The organism is Yoonia sp. MH D7 (assembly GCF_054439475.1).
Genome location: NZ_JBTJCF010000005.1, coordinates 56,389 through 81,038 on the forward strand (window position 1 = coordinate 56,389; position 24,650 = coordinate 81,038).

The window sequence follows — 24,650 nt, forward strand, 5'->3', positions numbered from 1 at the left end:
ATCTATTGGGCTTAGGAATACAAACACCACAACATCTTGCAAAACGCTGCGTGAAGCGAAATATTTTATTCATTATCAGACTGTTAACGCCAAAATTCTGCCTTCTACCTTCAAGTTCCGACCGCTCATGACGTAACTTAACGTCAAAAAAAATGTTGCCTGGAGATAAGTTGCGTGTCATGAGTTCAATTGTCGCAAGTTGACGTAAATCACGCCGTTTAGCGACGAAACACAGATGACCCACTAAGAGGTCGTGAGGGCAGCATGAATTCAAACGCAAATATTGCGCAAACCAGCACTATCGCAGCCTCTATTGCGTCAAACGCTGCGCGCCTATCTGAGGCGCTCAACAACCATATGCGCAATAGCTTCCAGCCCGATAGCAGAAAAGCGTTGCGTAAGTTCCATCCTTCCGAAGTTTCGGAACTTACAGGCATCAGCATGTCCAACCTCAGGACACGCCATCAGGAAGGAGATTTCCCTGATGTAGAGACTGATTCCAGAGGCCGTAGACTCTACACCGCGCAAGAGATTGACCAAATTCGCCATGTGATGGCGAAGACAGGTCGAAATGGTGAGAGTTATCTTCCCGGACGTCGCGAAAACGATGCCCTTCAAGTTATTTCCATCGTCAACTTCAAAGGCGGATCAAGCAAAACGACCAGTGCCATCCACTTGGCCCAACGGTACGCCTTGCGGGGCTATAGGGTTCTTGCTATCGACATGGATCCACAAGCCAGCTTGACAACAATGTTCGGCTACCGCCCTGAGATTGAATTTGCTGAGAGCGGCACAGTCTATGACGCGCTCAAATACGAAGACCCGGTTCCGTTGAGCCAAGTCATCCGGAAAACCTATTTTCACAATCTTGACCTCGCTCCGGCGGGCCTCTTGCTGTCCGAGTATGAGACCGAAACGGCCTATGCGCTTCAGCACAAGATTGACCCGCCGTTTACGCAGCGCCTTGCAATCGCCCTCGACGAAGTTGAGGCTGATTATGATCTGGTCATCATCGATTGTCCGCCACAGCTTGGTTTTACAACGATGACCGCTCTGCTGGCTTCAACAGGTCTTTTGATCACTGTCGTTCCCAGCATGTTAGATGTGGCCTCTATGGCCCAATTCCTTGAAATGGCTGGGGAAACGGTTCAAACCCTTGAAGAGGCGGCCGGGCCTATCGACTGGAACTTCCTTAAGTTCTTAATTTCCCGATACGAGCCAACGGACGTGCCTCAATCACAGATGGCTGGTTTTTTGCGGTCTATTCTCCTCGATCAGGTTCTAACCACACCGATGCTCAAATCCACTGCGATTTCCGACGCTGGAATGACGCAGCAAACCATCTATGAGTTGGATCCTTCGCAAGTTGTAAAGAAGACACTAACTCGCATATTAGAGTCTGTTAATGGCGTCGCGGACGAGTTCGAAAAAACAATCCAGCAAGCTTGGAGAAGGGAAACTGACTGATGGCCCGTAGAAACCTATTCCAGCCACCTCCCCCGCCTGATGCGGAGAGCACTGCGGCACCGTCTAGCGAGCATAAGACGCGTTTTCCAAATACTGGTGCAATGAGCGGCGTGAAGTCTACTTTGAAAGATGTTGCAAGCAACGCGGTGCGGGAAATCTCTGTTGATGTCATCGAAGAGAACGGCCCCAAGGACCGCCTCTCGTTCACCGATGCGGATGTCGTAACGCTCGCTGAGAGCATCAAGGCGCACGGCCAGCAAGTACCGATTATGGTGCGTCCCATCGCGGACAAACCCGGACACTACAAAATCGTTTATGGTCGCCGCAGATTGCGGGCCTTGCGATCGCTCGGCATCCCCGCAAAGGCACTTGTCAGATCCCTTTCTGACGAAGAGGCTATTCTCGCCCAGGGGCAAGAGAACACCCAACGTTTGGACCCCAGCTTTATTGAAAAAGCGCTCTTCGCGGCTGAGCTGGCCACAAGTGGCTACGAGCAGGCCATTATTCTTGATGCCCTCGCTGTGGACAAGCCAATGCTATCCCGCATGACCAAAGTTGCACGATCCATTCCAAAGTCAGTCATTGAGCAGATCGGTTCCGCTCATGGCATTGGACGGAGACGTTGGGAGGATCTCGCGGACCAGTCGCGCAACGATAGCGTCAATCTTGAACAGATCACCGCAAAGCTTGAACTTGCTCGCGCCAAGACCTCAGAAGATCGCTTTGTATTAATCAGCGACGCCATAATCCAGACGCTGATCTCTAAAGCGACTGACAAGCCAACCGCCTCCCCTACCCTGTCCATCAAACACCCCGATGGAACGGCTTTGGCTGAGATGAAGGAAACGGCGCGCGCCTTGACATTCAAGCTTTCAAAGTCCGAGGCCCCAGAATTTGCTCAGTGGGTGCGTAACAACGCAGAAGCTGAGCTTACGCGTCTCTATGAGGCGTGGCAGTCAGAGCAAAAACCTGACTGATACGATCGAGTAGTAACACTTAAAAAAGGAGCACGACCAACAGCCAAAAAAGAAAGAGCCCCCCAAGGTATTCCTAGGAGAGCCCAATCTGTTCTTTGCACTTTCAGATTTACCAGCTTTTCCGCGCCAGTCAACAACAACCGATTCGGTTGTCGATGATTTGCGGCCTTTTTTCTGATTTTCAGAGATATTGGTGCCTTTCACATTAGGTTGTCGTGAAAAAACATGGCATTTACAAAAGCAACTGCACCCAACGGGCTGCGGACCAGTGAAATATTGTCCGCGGACAATTCCATTCCAGAGCGTCACATCGTCGTAGCAACACTTCGCAATGCGGCTCCACGCCTAGGCCTAACCGCATCAGTAATCTCGACACTTGATGCAATGCTTTCGTGCCTCGCACCCAAGCGAAATCACCACACAGTGTTTGCATCCAACGCAACACTTACGTTTCGACGCAATGGCATTTCGGACCGGACGATCAGACGTCACGCTGCAACATTGCAGGAAATTGGGTTGCTCATTCGTCGCGACAGTCCAAATCGGAAGCGTTTCACCAAACACAACAGCCACGAGGGCAAAGCTTTACGATTTGGCTTCGACCTATCGCCACTATTTATCCACCTCCATGAAATCGCCGCTATGGCCGCCGAAGTTCTTAGAGAACGTGAACGGATCGACTACCTCCGAGCCAAAATTCGCGCCGCAGCCAATGCAAGCCTAGTGCACAACCCTAACGATGAGATTGCAATAAACACCTTCCGCATCCTTCGTCGTAAATTGTCACTTCAAGACTGTGAACGCATTCTCTCAGAGCTACCAATCGCTGAAGTTGAAGCCGAGGCAACAGATGATCAAGCAGCTATTCTACCAACAACTATGACCGCCAGTGACGGTCAATTTGTCCGGCACCTTCATAAGTCAAATAAAGAACATATTGATAAAGAAAGGATCGATATAAAAAAAGAAACGTCCAGCACAAATTCAGAAAAACCGATCACAGTTCAAGAATTGCTAACGGCATGCCCAGAAGCAAGCCAATTTTCGCTCAGAAGGATCGAGACAATTCATGATGTCATAGCTCACGCTAGAACGCTTGCACCAATGATAGGTATCTCAAACCAAAGCTATGAAGCCGCACACGAGCGGCTTGGCGGTCTAAGGGCTGCAGCAACAGTATGGGCAATTATGCAATTCCATGACAAAATTATAGCGGTCGGCGCATACTTTCACTCAATCACTACAGGCACAAAGAGCGATGGATTTAGTCCCGAAAGATTAGTGCGCCGTCTTGCAGCGACTCATAGTTTTGCGGCGTGAATGGCAAATTGTCCGCGGACAATTTGCTACCAGCGAGATCAAGGAGCTGGCTTTCATGAAAATACTGGCTCCCAGAATCTCGCCGAGTTTAAAGTCCAGCGGTCTTCGTAAGGCTGACCCAAAACCGATCTTGGCAACATACAGCCATTGTTCAAATCATACATAGGGCAAGTTTGTTCCGAAGATCCACGGCCTATTTCGACCTCGCGACAACAGGTCTTCGGATTCAGTGTGAGTGAGACACCGCCGCCATCGTTGTCATCGATGATCTCAATCCAGCCGCCTAAGTCTAGCGTATCATCTTTATGGACATTGAGACTCACAAGCTCCGAACGTAGTACCAGCACGCATATCCAAGCAGCAGAACCGCTCGACATCCCAAGCCGCGCAGGTCGAAGGGCAGGGTGGCCACCATTGCGAGGATGTCATCGCGCAGGATTGTTTTCTCTTGATCTCAGCCTTGATCGTGTCGACGTGACGGCTTTGCGATCGATGAAAAATCTGTGTTGCGTGTAGTTCAATCCCAGACAAACGGCTCCAAATTACGCCGGCCGAGGAGACAAATATCTTGACAAATAACCGCGAGATATCAACCTCAAAGGTGGGAAGAGTCGATGCCTCGTTGAGGGACGCGGCTCACTCGCTGTTCTCGTGAGGCAAGGGTGCGATTGTCTAGTCTGAAGGTTGTTTATGATTACGTTTTGACCACATTGGCTGCGCACGATGAAGAATTCAGATCCTGTTTGGGCATCTAAAAGCTGAGCGGCAACTCTGCGCGCGTGCTAAGCGTCAGATTACGATCGCACGCCGCACCATCCGCGCAAAGAGCGAGGTCGCAATGGAGCAAGCTCTTAGCGGCCCCTTTGTTGCCTTCACAGATGCCTACCAGTCGTTGTTAGACGCTTGCCTTTTCTGGCAGGTCGCTCTGAATACCTGCACAGCTAACTCGCTGCCAAAAAGAAAAAGGCAAGTTTGGCCTGAGTATCTGCAAGTAAGGACAAAACGACACATGCCTTGCGCTTCGCGCAAAACCCTTCGGGCCAGATCAACTTACATCTTTTTTATGTTTTTTCAGATGTTCAGTAAGGAGTTTGCTAATTTCGCGATCATAGGCGTTCATAAAGTCGAGCAAGATTTTTGTCGGGCTTGCCACGTCCATTCCTGCGAGGTGATTGATCCGATCAACCTCACCCGTCACCCTTTCAAACATTTCAGAGTCGCGATTTAGGGAGAAGCGAACCTGCGGATATCGCTTTTTTGACGGTTCTTGCACAACAATTTCGGAATTTGTTGGAGCTGTCTCTTTCGCACCTTCTGGTTTGGGGGCGCCTTGCATTGCGGTGCTTACCTGTCGTGCTGCGCCAGGATCAATTTTTCTAGGCATTGATTATCTCCGTCAAGTTACCTGTAAGTTGGTCAATCAACTCTTTTGAACGCTCAGCCTGCTTGATCGACATACCAAGCGGTTTCATGTGTTTCTTGCCCGACTTATTGTCGAACATCGCCATGAGTTGGTTTGGGGTGACACCAGTTTTCATCCAATCTGCTATCACTGGATTTCGCGGAAGTCCCGCCCTTACGAAAAATGTCTCCGCCAAAGTCTGCAATGCGACAGTGCGTTCGTTGCTGATAAACGAATTCTCTTTGACGTAGAGCAAGCAGAAATTGTTGAAGCCTTCTTGCTCGGCGTTCATGGACTCTAGCCCCGCCAAAAGTAATTCATGGGTCCGGTGCACGCCCCTGATATCTGGATCAGTGAGCATGAACGGAATGAATACCACGTCGCTCGTGATCAGCGCTGCGGTTAAACCTGTCGTGGCGTTGCCGGGTGTATCGGCAATGACAAAATCAACGTCTTTGCATTGCTCTAGGATCGCGTCATGCGCATCCGTCAATTCCATGTCTTTCAGGTCGAGATACCTGACGGAGAGCTGATTGTTTTTTTCAGCAGCGGCCAGGGCCCAGCTTTCCGCCGTACCTTGTTCGTCAAGTTCAAGGATCAAAACCGATTTGCCTTGTTCAAGCAGGCCGGCCGCCAGCGCTGCTGCATGCGTGCTTTTTGTTGCCCCGCCTTTGAGATTGGCAAACGTAATGAGTTTCGTCTCCATCTTTCACCGCCCCTTTCTTTTTTCACTCTCCCCAACCCATTCTAGGATCCAGGACCGTGGATAACGGATTGAACCATAAGGATTAAGGATTGTGACTTATGGCTAGAGGATTCAGGCTAAAGGATCAAGTCTTACGGATTATGGATTGATCCTCAATCCTTATGGCTTTTACCTTCGGGATACAGGATTAATCCTCGTTTTTGATTTGGCCCCTTGTAAGCGCCTGAAGGGGCCTTTGTGGGCCGCAGGTCGCCTCATGGGCCACGGAAGCGCTCAACGCGCTGTAGCCCTCCTCTGGGGCGCTGCGAAGGATATTGAGGGCCGCATGGGCGGCCCATTCTTCAATACCTTACACCCTCAGCTCTGCGATCTTCGGGAAGAAAATTGACAAACACTCCTCTATTCGAGGTGGCCGTTCCTTTTCGACGCTTGCAGCATCGACGTATTGCGAAAGAGGGCACCTCGGAGTACCGTTTGAGTTGCAGGATATGTGTAATGTATACCAAACTTGCATTTTGGAGACATGTTTGAGCGCTTTTGAACGTAATAATCAGATTAAAACCCTCCTTTCGCAGGGCGTTTCCGCTGCGCGGATCGCCGAAGAGGTTGGCGTAGCGCACTCCACGGTTCATCGGATTAAGAACAAATTCGGGCCCAGAAAAGGGAACCGCGCGGCTTACAAGACGGTCAGTGCCAAGCTCACAGACCAAGAATGTGCTGTGCTGGATGGTCTGGTTAAGGCGGGAATTGCGGCTAATCGGTCGGCATTGCTACGGAAAATGACAAGAGCGATAGCTGGTTTTTACGATCCATCGCCTGATGAAGAACAATTTCTGCGCAAGGCGGATCGCGACTTATCGGGTTTGAGTACAAATTTTAACCAATTAACCACCGCGCTAAACACATCGGTCAAGCGTATGGGGCATGCAAGTCCCACCCCAGCCCAGATCGAAAGGGTTAGGGAAGCCAACGACGACGTGAAGCAGATCAGAAAAGTGATCGGCATGATGTTGAATAATATGCAGGTGAAAAGCGCATCGTTGAAAGACAGGATTGCGACGAAACAGGACGAGGACGCCGACGATGAGTAGGCAAAATAGTGCGATTGATCGGTTAATAGGGCGGATTTTTGATCGTGGCCCGGACGAGCAGAAGGGTGGGTCGATTGCCGGACGAAAGGGCAGGGGGGCCCGAGCAAGCGCGTCGAAGGTGTCGACAAGCCGCATGTCGCGTGTTGGCGCAAGGCACGGGCAGGCCATTTTCAAGCTCATCACAAGTGGCGGAACGACCTCGCGGAGCGGATTGAAAGGTCAATTAAACTACATCTGTCGCGACGATAAGGCCGCGCGAATAATTGATCCAAGCGACAATATTCAATCAAGCGCGTTGGTTACAAACAAGCAGTTGGACCGCATCACCAAAGATTGGGAGTTGGATTGGTGGAAAGGTACGCGAAACGGGCAAACGTCCCACATGATCCTTAGCTTTCCGCGTGGTATATCTATTGATGACGTCACAAGTATTACCCGCGACCTGTGCGAAGAAAAATTCAACAGCGGTGATGCCCGTTTTAAGTATCTAGCGGCAGTACACGATGATCAAGAAAACCACCCCCATGCCCATATCGTGGTGAACCGTCGCGCCAGTGATAACAGCCTTTTTCACATGCGGCCAAACACCGAGCATAGCTACGAAGGGTTCCGTGAGGCGATGGCTGCGCACGCCGGGCGAAGAGGTATACACCTTGATCCCACATCGCGATTTGAGCGTGGCATTACCGATAAACAGCCAACCCGTACAGAGCAGCGCGTCGCGCAGAAAGAGGGCCGTGCCCCGCAACAGCGCGCCCGAACTGGAGCGGATTTACAGTTTGCCAAAGATCAGATCAGCCTCGCGAGGGTTGGTTATGAGGCAATGGCGGTTGTGGCTGTGAACGCAGACTGCGCGCGCCTTGAACGCGCATTTACCGAAATAGCGCGCACTCTTGAAACCTACAAAGGAGACTTTGAAATGCCCGAATTAAGTGCGGACGAATTAGAAAAATTTGACCAATATACGTCGTTATTGAACGACTCTCTGCATAAAACTCAGGCATTGCTTGAAACGAAGTCGCCCGCTGAGCGTGTGCCGCTGGAAGTCCGCCTGACCAAAACAATGGCGGCTTTCACAGCTCTGAACCCCAACGCTAACTATGCCAAAACCCTGCACGATGAACCCAAAGCCAATTCCATCTACATGCACGCATTTGCTGGCGATGGTGTGCGATGGGATCACGCGCAGAACAACATCGAGACGCTCTGCAATGAGTATGGTTTGGACGCTAAGGCCGTCGTGGCACGCTTAGAGACAGGGGCTAATAGCCAGTATCTTGAGCATATGTGGATACAGGATGATTTGCGGCGTGTTGCGAAAGCGACCGATCTCAATCTTGAAAACCCATCCGAGCGCCATGAAGCCGTAAGTCACCTTACGAATGCTTATCAAGACATAAGGCAAGACCTTGTTGCGCGACACGTATTGCGACCCGTTCCGGAGCTGGAACCCGACTACTTTGATGGAACCGGTCAGCCCCAGGTCACACAAGCTGAGCGAAACGAGATTGAAGACAGTTTCCGTAGGGTGGACTTCAACTACGGATATGCCGACGATAGTGCTGCGCGCGAAGCAGGCAAACAGTCGGTTCAGGACGCTGGGGAACGCTTCACGGAGTTTGCCAGTCGATCCCACGGCCACACGGTTTTTGTATCGGAATTGTGGGACAAATCTACCGACGTTATGCGACCACCAGTAGGTTACTTGCCAGTTGGCGCGCGTGAGAGAGAGCAGCCCAAGGAGTTGGAACGGGCAGGGGGCGACCTTGCAGCGTGGGAGGATCGTAGCGCTGATGCCTATAGCCTGACTGTCGGTTTCGACGAACACCAAGACATCATTCGGCTACTCAAGCAGACCATGACCGACCAGCAGTACAATCGTTTCCGTGAGGGAGACCTGTCGGCTATAGAACACGTCACCGACAATAAGGTATTTGCGCGTCAGCTCATGGCCGAGGTCGAAGTGAACGATCGCGCGCACGGCTACGAAATGACAGCTGAAGCCGAACTGCGTATGATCGAAAACCGGGAGGTTTTGGCCGCGAACTTTGAGAGCGACCATAACCGCGACCGTGGAAATGAGAGGTAATGACGATGCCGAGACAACTCTCATCAGGAATGTTCTTCGCACTTGGCGGCCTCACCGTGGCCTACATATTCGCAACGCGATGGCTCGACTATCAGCTCTTTGCAACGATCGGATATGACTATCTTGTAACCCACCTGTTTGAACTGCAACGCCTTAATGGAGAGCTCTTCACCCAAGTTTGTATGATATTTCTCGTTATGGCACTCGGCGGCTTTGCGTTTGGAGCCAACTCTGCGTCCGAAGGCTTGACCAAAGAAGGCAAGTCAAGTTGGCAGTCGAAAACCCAAATGCGGCGAAACAAACTCCTGGGGACGCCGGGAACCGGCTTTATCCTCGCAAAAACGTCGTCACCGCGTAAATCCGGGCGCTTCATCACATCTGACAAACACCCAAACTGTCTTATCGTCGCCCCGACAGGCGCAGGTAAGGGTATTGGTTTTGTGTATCCCAATTTGCTGACTTTTGAGGGGTCGACGGTCACGCTCGATATCAAAGGTGAAAACTATGAAACCACCGCGCGATGGAGAGCGGCGATGGGCGATAAGGTGTTCAAGTTTGCACCCGCACAATTCGGCGAATGTTCGCACCGCTACAACCCGCTAGAACGTATTGGAAAGCTGAACGACTACGCGCAAATCAATTTTGAACTCCGTAAAATCGCCAAGCTCTTTCTTCAGGCCGACGGGGCAGGGGAGTGGTTAAATGGTGCAATTCAGCTGTTCGTCGCAATGGGCGGGATCGCTTACGAACGGAACACTTTTACGCTTGGCGGAATTTATAGCGTTTTGGCCGAAGGCGACAAAGATCTACCTACCCACATTGCAGACTTACAAAAGAACGCCAAGCAACCCGCTTTGCAAAAAGAACTTGCTGCACTCGCCAAACTAGAAGCGCGCACACTCTCATCCTACTTGTCCGTCTTGAGCAATGCCGGTTTTGACGAATGGTCGAACTCCCATATTTCCGACATGACCTCTAAAAGCGATTTCAGCTTCGCCGATATTCGCCGAAAGAAAATGTCGATCTATTTTGTCGTAGCAGATGGCGATCTTGGCCCAATGGCTGGTTTGGTTCGGCTATTTTTTAACGAGTTGGTGGCAACGATCCAATCACATAAGCCGGGCAAGGATGAACCTTATCCCGTGATGATCATTCTTGATGAATTTCACCTGCTAGGTAAAATGTCGAAGGTCGCGGATGCAATGACTACCATTCGCGGTTTCAACGGTCGTATCGCGATAATTACGCAAACCATACCCAAGCTGGACGCGATATATTCGTATGAAGAACGGTTATCTATTCAAGGTGGCGCGGGTCTGAAGCTCTACATGACACCATCAGAAGAGATGACCATTGAAGACCTATCTAACGCTTGTGGCATGACGACCAAACGGACGATCACAAAGACGCGGGCTACTGGCCTCGGCGAACGCACATCAATATCCGAAAAAACCGATGAACGGCCTTTATTGCCACCAGACGAAGCGCGCCGGCTACCGGAAGATGTAAGCATTATCATCGTCAAAGGGGCGCAGCCTTTGAAGGTGAAATCAATCCGTCATTTTGAGGACGCTCATTTCAAAGAGATACTTGCCAAACAGGCTCTCTTGAGTTGGGATTTGGTCGACGGTTCCGATCAACGTCGCCGCCTCAATGAACTTGAAAACATCGTAACCAAAGCAAGTAAAATTACGGCGCGGCGCGAGGGGCGTACAGACGTTGATCTAACCTCGATCCGGAAGATGGCGGCAGATCTTATGGCGATAGACGACCAAGCGCGTAAACTGGCTGATACGCAAGAGGTCAAGCCTAAGACGAAAGTGAAGAAGAAGTCGATAAATCCCGCACAGAAGAAACTTGATTTGGGGGAGCAACTCATTCCGCCTAACGACGAAGCTGCGTGACAGGGGCGTTTGCGGTAAGGGCGAAATGAACTGCCCCCAGTTTGCCGGAGGCTCCAAAGTAAGTATGGATGGAGGCTATGGAAAAGAGTAACAGCGACAACAGATTTTCGACTGAGGTGCGCGCACGCGCGTTTCGGATGATTTTGGAACATGAACACGAGTATGCTAATCAATCTGCAGCGATAATGGCCATTGCGCCAAAGATCGGATGTGGCAGAGACACGCTGCGGCGTTGGGTTAAGCAATCGGATATCGATAACGACCGCAAAGATGGGCAGACCTCCGATGAACGCGCCCAGATCAAGGCGATGGAAGGCGAGATCCGAGAACTACGTCAGGCAAACGAGATTGAGATTTTCCGCAAGGCCTCAGAGTATTTTGCGCAGGCGGAGCTCGCCTGCCTGTTTTTGTCATCTACGCCTAATAATTTGGGGTGTTGCGACGACCGGTTGAAACCGCCCAATATTTGTCCATTCGCTATACCGAGCGATTGGCTTTGGCAGGGATCGAGCCCTCCGTCCGCAGCGTCGGTGATTCCTATGACAATGTCTTAGCCGAAACCATCAATGGCCTCTACAAAGCAGAAGTAATCCACCGCCTTGGCCCATGGAAAAGAATGGCTGCAGTCGAGTGGGAAACGCTCAAATGGGTCGACTGGTTTAACTATCGCCGGCTGCTTGACCCAATCGGATACATTCCACCCGTAGAAGCAGAAGAGAGGTACTATGCACAGCTCAACACGTTAAATATGGTCGCATGACATGAAGTAATCAGCCTCCGGCAAGCAAGGGGCGGTTCACATGCCGTGAACCCTTCAGGACCGTTTTGTGTAACAACCCTGTTCCATAAGAAAAACAAAAAACTCAAAATGCTTCGACCTAAAAGAGCAAATTGGGGAGAAATGTGACCAAGGCTGGTACAAATGTCAAAAGAAGTAGGACGGCGATCAGCGCAGCGAGGAACGGCAGAAATTCGCGGGTGAATTCTTCGATGGAGCATTTGGTGATCGAGCAAACGGTATAAAGCACCGTACCTACTGGCGGGGTAATGGATCCGATCGTTGTATTGAACACCAGAACGATACCGAAGTGGACCGGATCAATCCCCAACTTGCGGGTCACTTCGAGCAAGATCGGCACGAGGATTACCATCAGTGCAAGGCCCTCCAGCATCGTTCCTAGAACCAGCAGCATGATGTTGAGGATTAGCAGTACGACATATTTGTTGTCGGAAATCTCAAGCAGCGCCGTCAGTAAGGTCTGCGGCACCTGTTCGAGCGCCAAAACCAATGAAAACACAGAGGCAGCCGCGACGATGAAAAGCACGTTGGCTGTCGTCAAAGCGGATTCCCGCAACAGGTCATATACTTCTGAAACGTGAAATCCGCGATATACGAAGAGACCAATCACGAATGCATAGAGCGCGGCGATGGCCCCCAGTTCCGTTGGGGTGAACCAGCCCCCGCGCAGGCCCACGATCAACAAGACAGGCATCGCGAGCGCCCAGAGCGCGGAGCGCGCGCGCGTGACTATTTGACGGGCCGGCAGCCGGACCTCACGTTCCGGGCGGTAGCCGCGCCGTTTGGCCACGATACGGACCGTCAGCAACAGGGCGGCGGTGATGATAAACGCAGGGATAATGCCGCCGATAAATAGCTTTCCGATAGAGGTTTCGGTGAGCAAGCCATAGACGATCAGCCCGATTGACGGCGGCATTATGGGCGCGATGGCGCCGGATGCTGCGGAAACGACCGAGGCAAATCCATTTGAATAACCGCGCTCTCGCATGATCGGGGCGATGGTTCGGGCGTCAATGGCGGCGTCTGCGTTGGAAGACCCGGACATTGCCCCCAGAAACAGCGAATTCATGACGGCGACTTGTGCCAACCCGCCGTGCCAATGGCCTACAAGCCCATCGGCAAAATCATACAAACGCTTGGCGATGCCGCCACGAGCCATTGCGGCACCAGCGACAATGAAGAATGGCACCGCTAGAAGTGGAAAGCTCTCCAGCGAAGACGACATGCGCTGCGCGACGGTGCTGGCCATCATCGGGTTGAATGAAAAATACACCACGGATGCACCAAGGATCACAAATGCAATTGGCACCCCGACCAGCAGGAACAAGACAAAGGCGATGCCGGATAATATCATTTACAGCGCTCCCGCCATAGAGTCGCGAGATGCAGGATTTGCACCACAATGATGGCGGCCATGGCAGATCCCAAGCCTGCCGAAACGATCCATTTCGGCCAGCCCAATGCAAGAAAGGTTGTGAATCGTGCCGTGGAAACCTGCGCCATGGCAGCCCGCACCACTTCGAATGAGATGCCAATGACCAGCAAGTGACCAAGGGTAATCGCGGCAATGTGTAACTTTGGCGGCAGGCGGGACACAAAGTAGTCGACGCCAAACATCTGCCGGTCCAGAGCCGCTCCGACAATCCCGAAGAAAACGACGCCAGCAAAGCAGACGATGGCCAATTCGTTAGCCTGTTGAAGACCTTCGCGGAACACAGTGCGCGAGATGACATTGGCACTTACAACAACAAGCACGACTCCCAACAGGATCGTCGGGATCACTTCGCCGATAAAGCGGAGCAGGAATATCAGGGCACGGTTGATGGTGATCTCCTCCCGGGTTGGACGCTCCGGCACGTAATTGCACCGGAGCGTTTGGTTTTAGCTCCCCGATGCCGAGGCGCGTATCTGATCATACAAACCGTTAGGCAGGTCATTGAAATACCCGGCCGTGGCAGCACGATATGCATCAAGATCGGGATCGTGGAACGTGACTCCGGCAGCTTCAAACTCTGCACGAATCTCGGCCTCTTGCGCGATGGATTGCTCAGTCAATTGCTGGCCCCCACGACGGAATTCTTCAAGCATGATTGCCCGATCATTCTCTGACAGCGCCTGAAACGCAGTTTCGGAAGTGACCCAGCCGAGGAACAAGTTGAAATGACCGGTGAGTGTGATTTCCTTGACCACTTCATACCAGCGGTTTGCCCGCAACCCTGTCAGCGGGCTTTCGCTTGCGGAGACAACGCCTTGGGACAGTGCGGAATAGGCTTCCGCGGCTTCAACCGTTGTTGCGACCACACCCATAGGTTCGAATGTGTCGAGCCATGTTTTCAGCGGCGGGACGCGCATCTTTACGCCGTCGAGGTCGCTTGGCTGCACATAGGGTTGTGTGCCGATCATGTGGCGCGCGCCGTCGAACCAGTTCAGGGCGAGGACGCGCAGACCGGCGGTTTGTGCCAATTTGTCGTAAAAGTCGGACATCAGTCCGGAATTGGCGAGCCGCTCGGCTTCGACCGCGTCGGCTACGACAAAGGGTCCTTCGACGGCCGCAAGTTCCGGAACGCCGAATTGCGACAGGTTGCTGGCCGATGTGTAGGCAATAGTCGGCTGCCCCTGACTTGCTTGTTCAATGGTATCGGTGGTTGTGCCGAGTTGCGCGCTCGGGAACATCTGGAATGAGACCCGACCGCCTGTCCTTTCCGTGATCCGGTTGCCTGTTTCTTCTGCCAGAATGTTGGACAGTGCTGTCGGGGCGTTCACGGATGCGATCCGGAAGTTAGCCGCGTCCTGAGCAAACGCTTGCGTGGCCGATAGCCCGAGCGGCGCGCCGGCCAGCATCGCCAGTGCCTGTCTGCGACTGAATGCGTTAAGTGTGTGTGTCATGTTTTCTCCTCCATTGATGTCTGGTTTTGCGTGGCGCGTGCCGCCTCCTCTGCGGCGCGGGCGTGAAACTCCCAAATCGAAAGCGCGTGTGACTCGTCGATGTCAATCGGGGCGGGGTGACCAAAGCCCCCATGCTGACCACACGTCTGCGCCGCCATAATTGCGGCGGCCTGCATCAGGGCGGTCGGGTCTTCGTTGCGTAAAAGGCCGGTCAGGACCCGCGCGATGAAGCTGTCGCCAGCGCCAAGTGTATCGACCACATCCACGGGCACCGGCGCGACCGAGACGTGGATGTCCGGTCCGGACAGGATTGCTCCGTCGCCGCCGCGCGTGACAAGGCACCACTGCGCCCCCGCCGTTCGGGCATGTTGACGCAGAGTTACGATTTCGTTGCTTGTAAGATCGCCGCCGGAAAAACTGGCCAGATAGCACATGGGCGCGAAGCGGGCGATATAATCGGGCTGTGCATGGTTCGCAAAATCGTATGACAGTTTTGTACGGGACGCAAAGTCGGGCAGATGCGTTTCGAGGTGGGAAGAGCGTCCGGTGTGGACGGCGTCCGCGTGCGCGATACACGCCAAGTCTGCCGGATTCGGGGCGATGATCGACACGCCTGGGTCTGCGCGCAAAAATTCCCGTTCCCCGTTGTTGTGCCCGATGACGCAGAAAGCGGTGCGCCCTTCGACACGGCGCAGTCGCGTGATATCGACGTCTTCGTGCCGAAGTGCGGCGCGCATGTGACGGCCCGCAGCGTCGTCGGACATGGCGCCGATATAAACCGCGTCTGCCCCTGACCGTCGTGCAAAAACAGCGGCGTTCAACGCATTTCCACCGGGATACATCGTGCCCCGTGCTTCGTAACAGTCCACATCATTGTCGCCAAACGCAACGATACGCGGGGTGGTTGCCATTATCTCGTTCATATGAGAACGTTCTCATGATTCTCACGCCTCTGTCAAGCGATCAGCGGCAAGTCCTAATCCAAGCAAACGGAGACCATCAGATGGTTACGAAATCCTCACCTCATCCCGACGTCGCATCCGCCCTTGCCGCGCTGCAAGGCCGTGAAACAGATCATGTTTTCTTTGTTGCCTGCGGTGGATCGCTGTCGATCATGTATCCCGCCAAGTTCATGCTGGATCAGGCCTCTGCGAGCCTGCCGTCGGACCTGTATAATGCGGCGGAATTCACCCATCGCGCACCGAAACGCCTTACCTCTGATTCGCTGGTGATTTTGTGTTCGATGACCGGAACAACCAAAGAAACGGTCGCGGCAGCAGCGTTCGCGCGCGAAGCTGGAGCACTGACGATTTCCCTGACTGTCGAGCCAGAGAGTCCTTTGGCAAAGGCGAGCGATCATGTCGTTTCTTTTGAGGCGCCATACACAACCGGTATTCCGATCGACGCGAAAAACAGCAACTACGCGCGCATTTACCAGATCGTTCAGGGTCTTGCGGCGCGCTATGACGGTGTTGATCGGATGTCTGCGCTGATGGACAGCCTTAACGCATTGCAGGGCGTGATCGACAATGCCCAGACTGTTTTCGCGCCGCGGTTTGATGAGTATGCACCGCATTTCGCCAAACAGGACGTCGTTTACACCATGGCCAGCGGTGCGAGTTACGGCGCCGCGTATTCCTATGCGATCTGTGTCCTTATGGAGATGCAATGGATCAACAGTCACCCGATCCACGCCAACGAATTCTTTCATGGTGCGTTTGAAGTGCTGGACGAAGAGCGGTGCTATATTTTGATGAAGGGCCTTGACGACACGCGCCCGCTGGAAGAGCGCGCCGAAGAGTTTTTGCTGCGGTTCGGGCGAAAAGAAAATATTTTGGTCGTCGACGCGGCCGAGGTCGATTTTACGGGTGTTGCTGAAGAATTCCGCGGCGCATTCGCGCCACTGATGTTCTTTGATACGCTTTGGAAATTCGCTTACCGTCTTGCCGGTTTGCGTGACCACAAGATGATGGAAGCGCGGCGTTATATGAAAAAGCTCAACGATTATTAGGGAGTATGGTATGAAATTTGCTGATGCCGATACTGTTCACCGCGCGCTTGACTATCCGTTTCTGATTGACGCGCTTTATGCGGCACACCGCGATGCGCCGCCGCAGGCTGAGCATATTGTCAGTGCCGAGCCGGGAGCGGGCGGAAACCAGTTTGTTACGCTTGTTGGGTGGAAAGCGGGAACAGGGATTGCCGTGAAGATGGTCGGCGTGTTCCCCGGCAACCTGTCGATAGACCCGCCACAGGCGTCGGTTCAGGGGTTGGTCGCACTGTTTGATCCCAAGACCGGTGGCCCGCGGATGGTGGCAGATGGCGAGGCCATGACATTCCGCAAGACTGCAGCTGATTCCGGGCTTGGGTCACGCCTCCTTGCCCGGGAAGATTGTGAGACGTTGTTGATCGTTGGCGCGGGCGGGCTGGCACCGCATATGCTGCAAGCCCATGTCGCGGCTCGCCCGTCGATTCGCAAGGTGCGGATCTGGAACCGGACCGCCGAACGGGCCTTCGCTCTGGCCACTACGGACGGATTGCCGCCCCTCGATATCGCGGCAACCGACGATCTTGATGCAGCCGTTGCCGAGGCAGATATCATTTCCTGCGTTACTATGGCGCGGGAGCCACTGATCAAGGGTGCCCTTTTGAAACCGGGGGCGCACCTCGATCTGGTTGGAGCCTATATGCTGGATATGCGCGAAGCCGACGATGATGCAATGCGACGCGGAACTGTCTTTGTGGATTGTCGCGACGGCATGAAAGGCACCGGAGAATTGTCGCGTCCGGTCGCCGCCGGAATCTTGGACTGGGACGACATTCAAGCCGATTTTTACCAACTTTGCAAGGGAACGCACCAGGGGCGAATATCTGAAGACCAAATAACCGTTTGCAAAAACGTCGGGGGCGGGCATCTTGATTTGTTTACCGCTGTGGCGCTGGATCAGCGGCTTACAGGGTGACAAAAAACGAAATGTCTGCGAATGACCTGATTTAAAGGTCTGCCGATGACCCCGAAGCAGGATGCGCATGAAGTCCAACAAAGTAACGATCGTAGATGTCGCCCGCCTCGCCAAAGTCAGCACCGCCACGGCGGGGCGAGTTCTGGGGCGTTATGGGTATGCCGGTGGCGAAACCAAAGAACGGGTTCTGAAAGTAGCACAAGAACTTGGGTATCGCCCGAACGAGCTCGCGCGCGGACTGATTACTGGTCGGACCCGCACGATCGGGGTGATTGCAGGGGATATTTCCAGCCCGTTCTATGCGAGTGTACTTCGGGGTATTTCCGATGTCATAGAGGGGCAGGGGCTTGGGCTGCTTATTACCAACAGCGACGAAACGCTTTCACGAGAAATCTCGGCGGCCAAGCTGCTGAGTGAAAAGCAAATCGACGGCCTGATTGTCGCTCCCTGCGATGTAACATCGGCCAGCCACCTTCATGACGTAGTCGCGGCCGGCATTCCTGTAGTGCTGGTTGACCGTAAGGTCAGAAATTTGAATGTCGATTCCGTGGCTGTTGAAAACGTCGACAGCTCGCGAGACGCGGTCGCCCGCTTGCTTGCAGCAGGTCATCTACGTATCGGAATTGTTGTGGAATATGCGGGGGCGCTCGATCGCCAGATCAGTGACATACTCGCATATCCCGGCAATAAGGACGGACCTGACCCTTCTCCGATGTCGACCGGCAAACTTCGATTACGTGGCTATCTGGAGGCCCACAAGGCTGCTGGCGTGGTCGTCGACCCCGGACTGATCATCTCGGTGACCAAACACTCTGCCCAAGCTGCCTGCGATGCGGTCGTGGACAATTGGGCGCGTAAAGAACGCCCTACGGCGGTGTTTTGCGCGGATGGGCTGATGTCGGCGGGCACCATGCTGGCGATTGCGTCGCTCCACCGTCGTGTGCCTGAAGATCTCTCCATTATCGGATTCGACGATCTGGACTGGATGCGGTTTGTGGGAACGGGCATTGACGCGGTGGCCCAGCCCCGCAAACTCATCGGTCGCGCGGCGGCGCGTTTGCTTTTGGCACGGATCGGAGGAGCAACAGGATATCCCAGAAACATGCTGCTGTCACCGAAGTACCGGCAACGCAATTCGATCAAACTGGTAGGAGAAAACGCTGAAAGCCGTGCGCAAGCCGAAGATAGCAATGCCGGAGGTGTTGGGCCGGGACTGTTGCATTAGTAATTGCTTGTCCTAGAGGGCTTTATGCCGCTCTGTATCCGTTCAGACCTTTGGCGAAGGTGATGGTTGATCTTACTCGTTTACGGCGCTCAAAGACCAAGCGTTAGACGACCCAACCACCGGCACAACTCAGCATTCTAAAGTGCTGAGCTGTGGCTCTTATTTCGTGCTAAAGCTGGGATCTTTGTAGGACAAGCGTTCCGGGTTCGTTGATTGTAACAAATTTAGTGTAAATCAGACCCTGCAAAAAATGTTAGATGGCACGTCTCATGAGGATTGCTTCTTTGAATTTTAGGCTGGTCCGCGCTGCAGGTCCATATCCCTTAAAACCTATTGTTTCCAAATGGGGAAAAAGCGTTAAGATTTCGTTTTGTACGTCCTTTGATAAGGCTCGTGCGCCCATCGCTCCAGGATGAAAGCTCTCACTTGGGGCCCCTTCGGCGAAGATGATTTCATGATTGTCAAAGAGAATGTGGAAATAATCTACAAAGCCACCCTCAACCCGGAATATATCGCGGTCATTGATCAAGGATTTAGCTGTGGTCAATACCTCGCATTCCCCCAAAAAAAGCTCGGCCCGCCAGCCGGTCAACAACATTCTATGTTGCGGCGAAACCATCAGATCACGTTGGTTGCCCAAGACACCCTTGCGGATCATAATAGGCGCCAGCGCACCAACAGCAGGGTGTCGAGCCGAACCAATCCATCGGATTGGCAAAAAACCGTGATCAAGCGTACGCACGAGATCGCCCGCGGATAACGTTTCTATAGGCCTTTCTCCTGATGCTGTTGCGATCAAGGTCCCTTTCGTAAAACAGACAACTACGCTCGTACCCAAATTGAAATCGCCGTTACCATCTTCGATGGATGGCGCTGGATCAATCGTCCCATCTCCATCCAAATCGATATCGGTGTGATGTTCGAACTTTGTGTTGCCGTTTGCGTTTGCGATGCCACTATCTGGCGATACAAAGATGGAGTTCAACGACGGGGCCCCGCTATCACTGGACACCAGAACATTAGCATTAAAACGTATATAATTATCGCCAAGCCCATCAATCGAACTTTGGATATTCGCTGTTTGCCCTGGGTTCTGTGGACCATAAGTGTAAAGGGGAGTCCCAGCTGTGAACGCTGCGGCATCCGTATAAACTGTGATGCCTATGAAACCGCTATTACCGTCGATCTCGCCATTGCCGTTGAGCTTGTCAACTTCAAACACAACAACCGAACCGTCAGGAAAAACTTGTTGCCCGCCACTGACCAATATGAAGCCGGCATTGTCCTGCCCACCGTTGCTGTTGGAGTTAACATTGGCGTTGTTCAGGATGTCTTCGCCAAATGCTATGAAGGTCGTCATTGTAAGTCGCCCTATAGTGATAATCTATGACAAGACTATAGGCGATTTGCAGAGCACGTAAAAGGCATCTGTTTGTTGTCGCCCTGCCTCTAAAACGAAACCTGACGACAAGTCACGTATTCGTGGTTATGGGTCAAGTCGTTGGGTAGCTCGGTCTAACTCAATCGTAACATGCCCGTCCCAAAAACGCCTCTTTCCACTTCTCCATAGGAAAGCAGGGTCAGCAGACCCCTCACTATCCCACTGTATGCCAATTCAATCTTATCGGAAAAATGGCGATAGGATTAGGATTACGAGCCTTTCTTGGTAACATCTGAGCTACGCTAAGTTTGTCTTACACAAATCAGGTAATGATCAGTGGCATGCCGTAGCCTCAAGCTTTTTCAGCTTGGTCAATGCCCCAATTACCCAAATTGAGGTCATTGATACCAAAACTATTCTATTCCGCGGTACCTTCACTACGAATATGAACCGACAGCATAGTTATTCTGACACCGTCAGAACGATGCTTCCGATGTGTTGCCCCCCGTCGATGCGGGAATGGGCATCACGGACCTGAGCCAGCGTAAATGTTGAATCGATAATCGGGATGGCCTTTCGCTCTGCGAGCAACGGCAGAACATTCGTCTTCAGTGCGGCCGCCAACTCGGCCTTCATAGCAACTGGCCGAGCCCGCAGTGTGGAGCCGATCATCGTCAGACGTTTGACCAGAATTGGTCGCAGGTCGAATTTTCCTTTTGAACCGGACATGAACGCGATTTGTGCGATACGTCCGTCAACTGCAACCGCTTCAAAGTTGCGTTGGATATAGTCAGCACCCACCATATCCAGAATCACATCGACTCCCTTGCCGTTTGTCATCTCGAGCGTAGCAGTAACAAAATCTTCTATCTTGTAGTTAACCACTTTGTCCGCGCCGATCTTTACTGCAGCTTCTGCTTTTTCAGCCGACCCGACAGTCGTGATGACATTCGCGCCTAGACATTTCGCGAGTTGAATTGCAGTTGCACCGATCCCCGACGTGCCGCCATGGATGAGTATTGTTTCACCAGCTTTCAAGCGCGCGCGTTCAAATACGTTACTCCATACAGTGAAATACGTCTCCGGAAAAGCGGCGCCTTCAACCATAGTCATGGAGTCGGGCATCGCTAAAGCGTTGGATTCGTCGACGACAGCATATTCGGCATAGGCACCACCCGCGACCAATGCCATCACGCGTTCACCCTCTTTGAACCGCGTAACCTCCGCGCCAACTGTATCAACGACGCCGGCCAATTCCAAACCCAGTATGTCAGTGATGCCTGCGGGTGGCGGATAGTTACCTTGTCGTTGCACGACGTCGGGGCGGTTGACGCCGGCGGCGTGAACCTTGACGCGAATCTCTGTCGCGGAAGGTGTAGGAACGGGGCGATCAACCACATCCAGAACCTCAGGTCCGCCCGCACTGTTTGCTATAACTGCTTTCATTGGTCTCTCCTTTAGTTGGCTGCACGCTTGGAAAAATGTCGTAAAACCAAAATATTACCTTCCCTTACGACACCTCTTGATCGGTGATTTACAGTAAAGTGCGGCAAGTGTTCCAAAATATCTTGCCATAAATATCACTATATGATATATTTGTCAAATAGTGATAAGTAGGAGGCACCAGATGCTCAAAACAAATGACGACACCGATTTTGCTTATGCGGCCTACCGCAACATGTCATTCATTCGTGGAATTGAGCAAATTTGCATGGATTTTAGCGACGGATCACCCCCCCTTGCAATGGGGTCAATTCATCTATGTGCGGGCCAGGAAGCGATTCCTGTAGGCACTGCCGCCGCGCTGCAACCCGAAGACAGAATTTCCGCAACTTACCGTGGTCACGGATGGGCAATTGAATCCGGTGTGCCCGCGTTCGAAGTGCTCAGCGAAATCGCCCACAAGGCAACCGGTGTGAACGGCGGTCGCTCCGGTTCAGCCCTAATGATTGCGCCGGAATATCGTTTTATCGGCGAAAACTCGATTGTAGGCGCGGGCTACCCTATTGCTACTGGCGTCGCCATGGCGCAGAAGCTTCAGAAGACGGGCGGCATCTCGGTCGTAAGCATCGGTGACGGTGCGATGAACCAAGGTGCGGTTCACGAAGCGATGACATTCGCTGCCCTTCGTAAGCTTCCGGTTCTGTTTATTTGTGAAAATAATGGATGGGCCGAAATGACTGCCTCTGCCGAGGTTGCCCCAGTTCCGCGTCAGGCCAGCCGTGCCCGCGCCTATGGCATTCAGTCCGCAACAATCGACGGGAACGACCCGATTGCCGTGCGCGACAGCGTTGCTGTTGCACGGGACTCTATTGTTGCAGGCAATGGTCCTGTCTTTCTTGAGTTCAACACCGTGCGACTTTGGGGTCATTACAACAACGATTTGCAGCATTATCGTTCAAAAGAAGAGTGGAACGCTGCACAGGAAAAAGACCCGATCGTGAGTTTCCGCGAACGTATCATCAAAGATGGTCTGGCTGACGTTGACACTCTTGATCGTATTGACGCCGATTTGAAGGGCGAATTTGAAACATTGAAGAATGAAGTGATTGCCGCACCAAACCCCGATCCGGCAACCGCCTATGAACATATCATCGGCGATGCCCCAAAGGTCGGAATAGAGCCGAGAAAATCCGAAGATACCACTGAAACAACCTACGGTAAGGCTGTCACCGAAGCTCTACGGATCGAACTTGAAAACCGCCCCGAACTGCTGGTTTACGGTGAAGATGTCGGTTTTGGCGGCGGAATTTTTGGTTGCACGCGCAATTTGCAAAAGAACTTTGGCGAAGAGCGAGTGTTTGACACACCGATTTCCGAAAGTGCCATTTTAGGGTCAGCCCTTGGCGCATCAATGATGGGCATGCGGCCTGTTGTCGAAATCATGTGGGCCGACTTTATGTTGGTGGCGTTGGATCAAGTCATCAACCAAATGGCGAATCTGCGGTATTTGACGCGCGGCACCTGCACCGCCCCCTTGGTTATCCGTACACAACACGGAGTAACGCCCGGATCGTGCGCACAACACAGCCAAAGTCTTGAGGCATTGTTATTCCACACCCCCGGTCTGCGGATTGGCCTGCCATCAACTGCGCAAGATGCCCACGACATGTTACGCGCTGCAATTGCCTGTGATGATCCCACCATTATCATAGAATCTCGCGCGTTCTATCAGCGCAAAGAAGAAGTTGATTTCAGCGTCGACGTTCAACCAATTGGAGGATTGCGCACTCGTCGTTCCGGCAAAGATATTGCGTTGGTTAGCTGGAGCACGGGCATGCCAGTCATTGAAGCCGCTGCCGACCTGCTAGCCAAAGACGGCATCAAAGCATCGGTGATCGACCTGCGTTGGTTGTCGCCCCTGCCCGAAGACGAACTGATCAAAGCGATTAAGGAATCCGGCGATACTGCAATGATTGTCCACGAAGCAAACATTACAGGTGGTGTTGGTGCGGAACTCTTATGCCGTCTACGGGACGCGGGAATTGAAAATGTTTCTCGGATTGGAACGCCTGATATGCGGATGCCTGCTTCGCCGGTATTGCAACGAGAGGTGTTGCCGAACGCTGAATCTATCGCTGCAAAAGTACGTGCGCAGCTTGGCAAAAAGGGTTGATGCCATGAGTATGTCGATTAACCTATCCGGTCGTCGTGCCATCGTCTGTGCATCCAGCCGCGGACTTGGACTCGCATGTGCAGAAATGCTCGCCCGTGCCGGTGCGAGTATTGTGTTGAATGGTCGCAATGCAGATCATCTTGAAAAAGCTAGAGTGCGGTTGATCTCAGCAGAGACTGGTGTTGATGTTACGACCGTCACGGGCGATATTACGGACCCTGCGACACAAGAAGAACTGCTCGCTACCTGTCCTGAACCAGATATTCTGGTGAACAATAATGGCGGCCCACCGATTAGCGGTTTTATGGATCTGGACCGCTCCGATATCTTGGACGGTGTGACCGCTAACATGGTAGCCCCCATTGAAATGATTCAGCGGGTTATTGGCGGCATGCAAAAACGACGCTTTGGGCGTATCGTCAACATCACATCGATCACGGTGAAAATGCCGATGTCAGGTCTTGATTTATCAAGCGCATCGCGTGCCGGTTTGACATCCTTTGTCGCAGGTATTGCTCGCGATGTAGCCGCCGACAACGTGACCATTAACCAACTAATGCCCGGCTTTTTCGAAACCGCGCGGTCGCGTGGTGGGTTAGAAAGACGGTCAAAGGCTTCGGGCCGCCAGATTGAAGAACTAGAGGCGGAACGTCTTGCGACAATTCCAGCTGGACGCATGGGCACACCGGATGAATTTGGTCAGGCCTGTGTCTTTTTATGCAGCCCCAATGCGGGCTTCATCACAGGTCAGAATCTGCTGATGGATGGGGGAATGTTCCGTAGCGCATTCGGATAATGACGACGAAATAAAACCAAGGGAGAGA

At 52.8% G+C, this 24,650-nt stretch carries 20 protein-coding genes and 1 pseudogene; 13 read left to right on the forward strand and 8 right to left on the reverse strand.

The genetic code is table 11. The annotated features are described in order from the left end of the window. Window positions 1–264: 264 nt before the first annotated feature. From repA to repC, 3 genes are all read left to right on the forward strand, one after another. Entirely contained in the window at window positions 265–1,467 is a 1,203-nt protein-coding gene (gene repA, locus ACXLHR_RS18695) for a plasmid partitioning protein RepA (protein ID WP_458792979.1), read from the forward strand. Next, window positions 1,467–2,444, forward strand: a complete 978-nt coding sequence (repB, locus tag ACXLHR_RS18700) for a plasmid partitioning protein RepB (protein ID WP_458792980.1) — start codon at window positions 1,467–1,469, stop codon at window positions 2,442–2,444. The genes repA and repB overlap by 1 nt, the downstream gene beginning before the upstream one ends. A 225-nt stretch (window positions 2,445–2,669) precedes the next feature. Beyond that, complete coding sequence (repC, locus tag ACXLHR_RS18705; protein WP_458792981.1) at window positions 2,670–3,764, forward strand: plasmid replication protein RepC; 1,095 nt, start codon at window positions 2,670–2,672, stop codon at window positions 3,762–3,764. Between the two features lie 1,045 nt (window positions 3,765–4,809). On the opposite strand, the gene ACXLHR_RS18710 is transcribed toward repC, so the two are convergent. Both ACXLHR_RS18710 and ACXLHR_RS18715 read right to left on the reverse strand, forming a co-directional pair. Then, on the reverse strand, window positions 4,810–5,148 hold the full coding sequence (locus ACXLHR_RS18710) for a hypothetical protein (RefSeq protein ID WP_458792982.1): 339 nt from the start codon (window positions 5,146–5,148) through the stop codon (window positions 4,810–4,812). Beyond that, on the reverse strand, window positions 5,141–5,872 hold the full coding sequence (locus ACXLHR_RS18715) for an AAA family ATPase (protein ID WP_458792983.1): 732 nt from the start codon (window positions 5,870–5,872) through the stop codon (window positions 5,141–5,143). The genes ACXLHR_RS18710 and ACXLHR_RS18715 overlap by 8 nt, the downstream gene beginning before the upstream one ends. A 527-nt stretch (window positions 5,873–6,399) precedes the next feature. On the opposite strand from ACXLHR_RS18715, the gene ACXLHR_RS18720 reads away from it, so the two are divergent. The 5 genes and pseudogenes from ACXLHR_RS18720 to ACXLHR_RS18740 all read left to right on the forward strand — a co-directional run. After that, complete coding sequence (locus tag ACXLHR_RS18720; protein ID WP_458792679.1) at window positions 6,400–6,963, forward strand: helix-turn-helix domain-containing protein; 564 nt, start codon at window positions 6,400–6,402, stop codon at window positions 6,961–6,963. Next, complete coding sequence (locus tag ACXLHR_RS18725) at window positions 6,956–9,052, forward strand: relaxase/mobilization nuclease domain-containing protein (protein ID WP_458792680.1); 2,097 nt, start codon at window positions 6,956–6,958, stop codon at window positions 9,050–9,052. The genes ACXLHR_RS18720 and ACXLHR_RS18725 overlap by 8 nt, the downstream gene beginning before the upstream one ends. Next, window positions 9,052–10,956 carry a type IV secretory system conjugative DNA transfer family protein gene (locus ACXLHR_RS18730; protein ID WP_458792984.1) on the forward strand — a complete coding sequence of 635 codons (1,905 nt, stop codon included), beginning with the start codon at window positions 9,052–9,054 and terminating at the stop codon, window positions 10,954–10,956. The genes ACXLHR_RS18725 and ACXLHR_RS18730 overlap by 1 nt, the downstream gene beginning before the upstream one ends. Window positions 10,957–11,093: 137 nt before the next feature. Next, the gene (locus ACXLHR_RS18735; RefSeq protein WP_458793066.1) at window positions 11,094–11,510 is read left to right on the forward strand and encodes a transposase; all 417 of its coding nucleotides are present in this window, start codon (window positions 11,094–11,096) and stop codon (window positions 11,508–11,510) included. Beyond that, a pseudogene (locus tag ACXLHR_RS18740) lies at window positions 11,414–11,716 on the forward strand (integrase core domain-containing protein); the annotation flags it as partial. The gene ACXLHR_RS18735 and the pseudogene ACXLHR_RS18740, both read left to right, overlap by 97 nt. Window positions 11,717–11,834: 118 nt before the next feature. Here the strand turns inward: ACXLHR_RS18740 and ACXLHR_RS18745 are convergent. Genes ACXLHR_RS18745 through ACXLHR_RS18760 form a run of 4 tightly spaced genes read right to left on the reverse strand, consistent with a single transcriptional unit; the run spans window position 11,835 to window position 15,552 of the window. Beyond that, on the reverse strand, window positions 11,835–13,109 hold the full coding sequence (locus ACXLHR_RS18745; protein WP_458792985.1) for a TRAP transporter large permease: 1,275 nt from the start codon (window positions 13,107–13,109) through the stop codon (window positions 11,835–11,837). After that, window positions 13,106–13,612, reverse strand: a complete 507-nt coding sequence (locus ACXLHR_RS18750; RefSeq protein WP_458792986.1) for a TRAP transporter small permease — start codon at window positions 13,610–13,612, stop codon at window positions 13,106–13,108. Before ACXLHR_RS18750 ends, ACXLHR_RS18745 begins: the two co-directional genes overlap by 4 nt. Window positions 13,613–13,636: 24 nt before the next feature. Further along, window positions 13,637–14,641: a TRAP transporter substrate-binding protein DctP gene (dctP, locus tag ACXLHR_RS18755; protein WP_458792987.1), complete on the reverse strand. Its 1,005-nt coding sequence runs from the start codon at window positions 14,639–14,641 to the stop codon at window positions 13,637–13,639. Further along, the gene (locus ACXLHR_RS18760) at window positions 14,638–15,552 is read right to left on the reverse strand and encodes a PfkB family carbohydrate kinase (protein ID WP_458792988.1); all 915 of its coding nucleotides are present in this window, start codon (window positions 15,550–15,552) and stop codon (window positions 14,638–14,640) included. Before ACXLHR_RS18760 ends, dctP begins: the two co-directional genes overlap by 4 nt. Before the next feature lie 92 nt (window positions 15,553–15,644). On the opposite strand from ACXLHR_RS18760, the gene ACXLHR_RS18765 reads away from it, so the two are divergent. The 3 genes from ACXLHR_RS18765 to ACXLHR_RS18775 all read left to right on the forward strand — a co-directional run bounded on the left by ACXLHR_RS18765 (window position 15,645) and on the right by ACXLHR_RS18775 (window position 18,829). Further along, a complete protein-coding gene (locus ACXLHR_RS18765) occupies window positions 15,645–16,652 on the forward strand; it encodes an SIS domain-containing protein (protein WP_458792989.1) in 1,008 nt (335 codons plus the stop codon). Window positions 16,653–16,662: 10 nt separating this feature from the next. Continuing rightward, window positions 16,663–17,604 carry an ornithine cyclodeaminase family protein gene (locus ACXLHR_RS18770; RefSeq protein WP_458792990.1) on the forward strand — a complete coding sequence of 314 codons (942 nt, stop codon included), beginning with the start codon at window positions 16,663–16,665 and terminating at the stop codon, window positions 17,602–17,604. 67 nt (window positions 17,605–17,671) lie between these two features. After that, window positions 17,672–18,829 (forward strand): LacI family DNA-binding transcriptional regulator, encoded by a 1,158-nt coding sequence (locus tag ACXLHR_RS18775; protein ID WP_458792991.1) that lies wholly within the window; start codon window positions 17,672–17,674, stop codon window positions 18,827–18,829. A gap of 253 nt (window positions 18,830–19,082) precedes the next feature. Here ACXLHR_RS18775 and ACXLHR_RS18780 read toward each other — a convergent pair whose 3' ends face one another. After that, window positions 19,083–20,189, reverse strand: a complete 1,107-nt coding sequence (locus tag ACXLHR_RS18780) for a Hint domain-containing protein (RefSeq protein ID WP_458792992.1) — start codon at window positions 20,187–20,189, stop codon at window positions 19,083–19,085. A 483-nt stretch (window positions 20,190–20,672) separates the two neighbouring features. Continuing rightward, entirely contained in the window at window positions 20,673–21,656 is a 984-nt protein-coding gene (locus ACXLHR_RS18785) for an NAD(P)H-quinone oxidoreductase (RefSeq protein ID WP_458792993.1), read from the reverse strand. Window positions 21,657–21,837: 181 nt separating this feature from the next. Here ACXLHR_RS18785 and ACXLHR_RS18790 point away from each other — a divergent pair, with 181 nt between their 5' ends. Further along, on the forward strand, window positions 21,838–23,826 hold the full coding sequence (locus tag ACXLHR_RS18790; protein WP_458792994.1) for an alpha-ketoacid dehydrogenase subunit alpha/beta: 1,989 nt from the start codon (window positions 21,838–21,840) through the stop codon (window positions 23,824–23,826). A gap of 10 nt (window positions 23,827–23,836) precedes the next feature. Next, window positions 23,837–24,622: an SDR family oxidoreductase gene (locus ACXLHR_RS18795; protein WP_458793067.1), complete on the forward strand. Its 786-nt coding sequence runs from the start codon at window positions 23,837–23,839 to the stop codon at window positions 24,620–24,622. Window positions 24,623–24,650 lie beyond the last annotated feature (28 nt).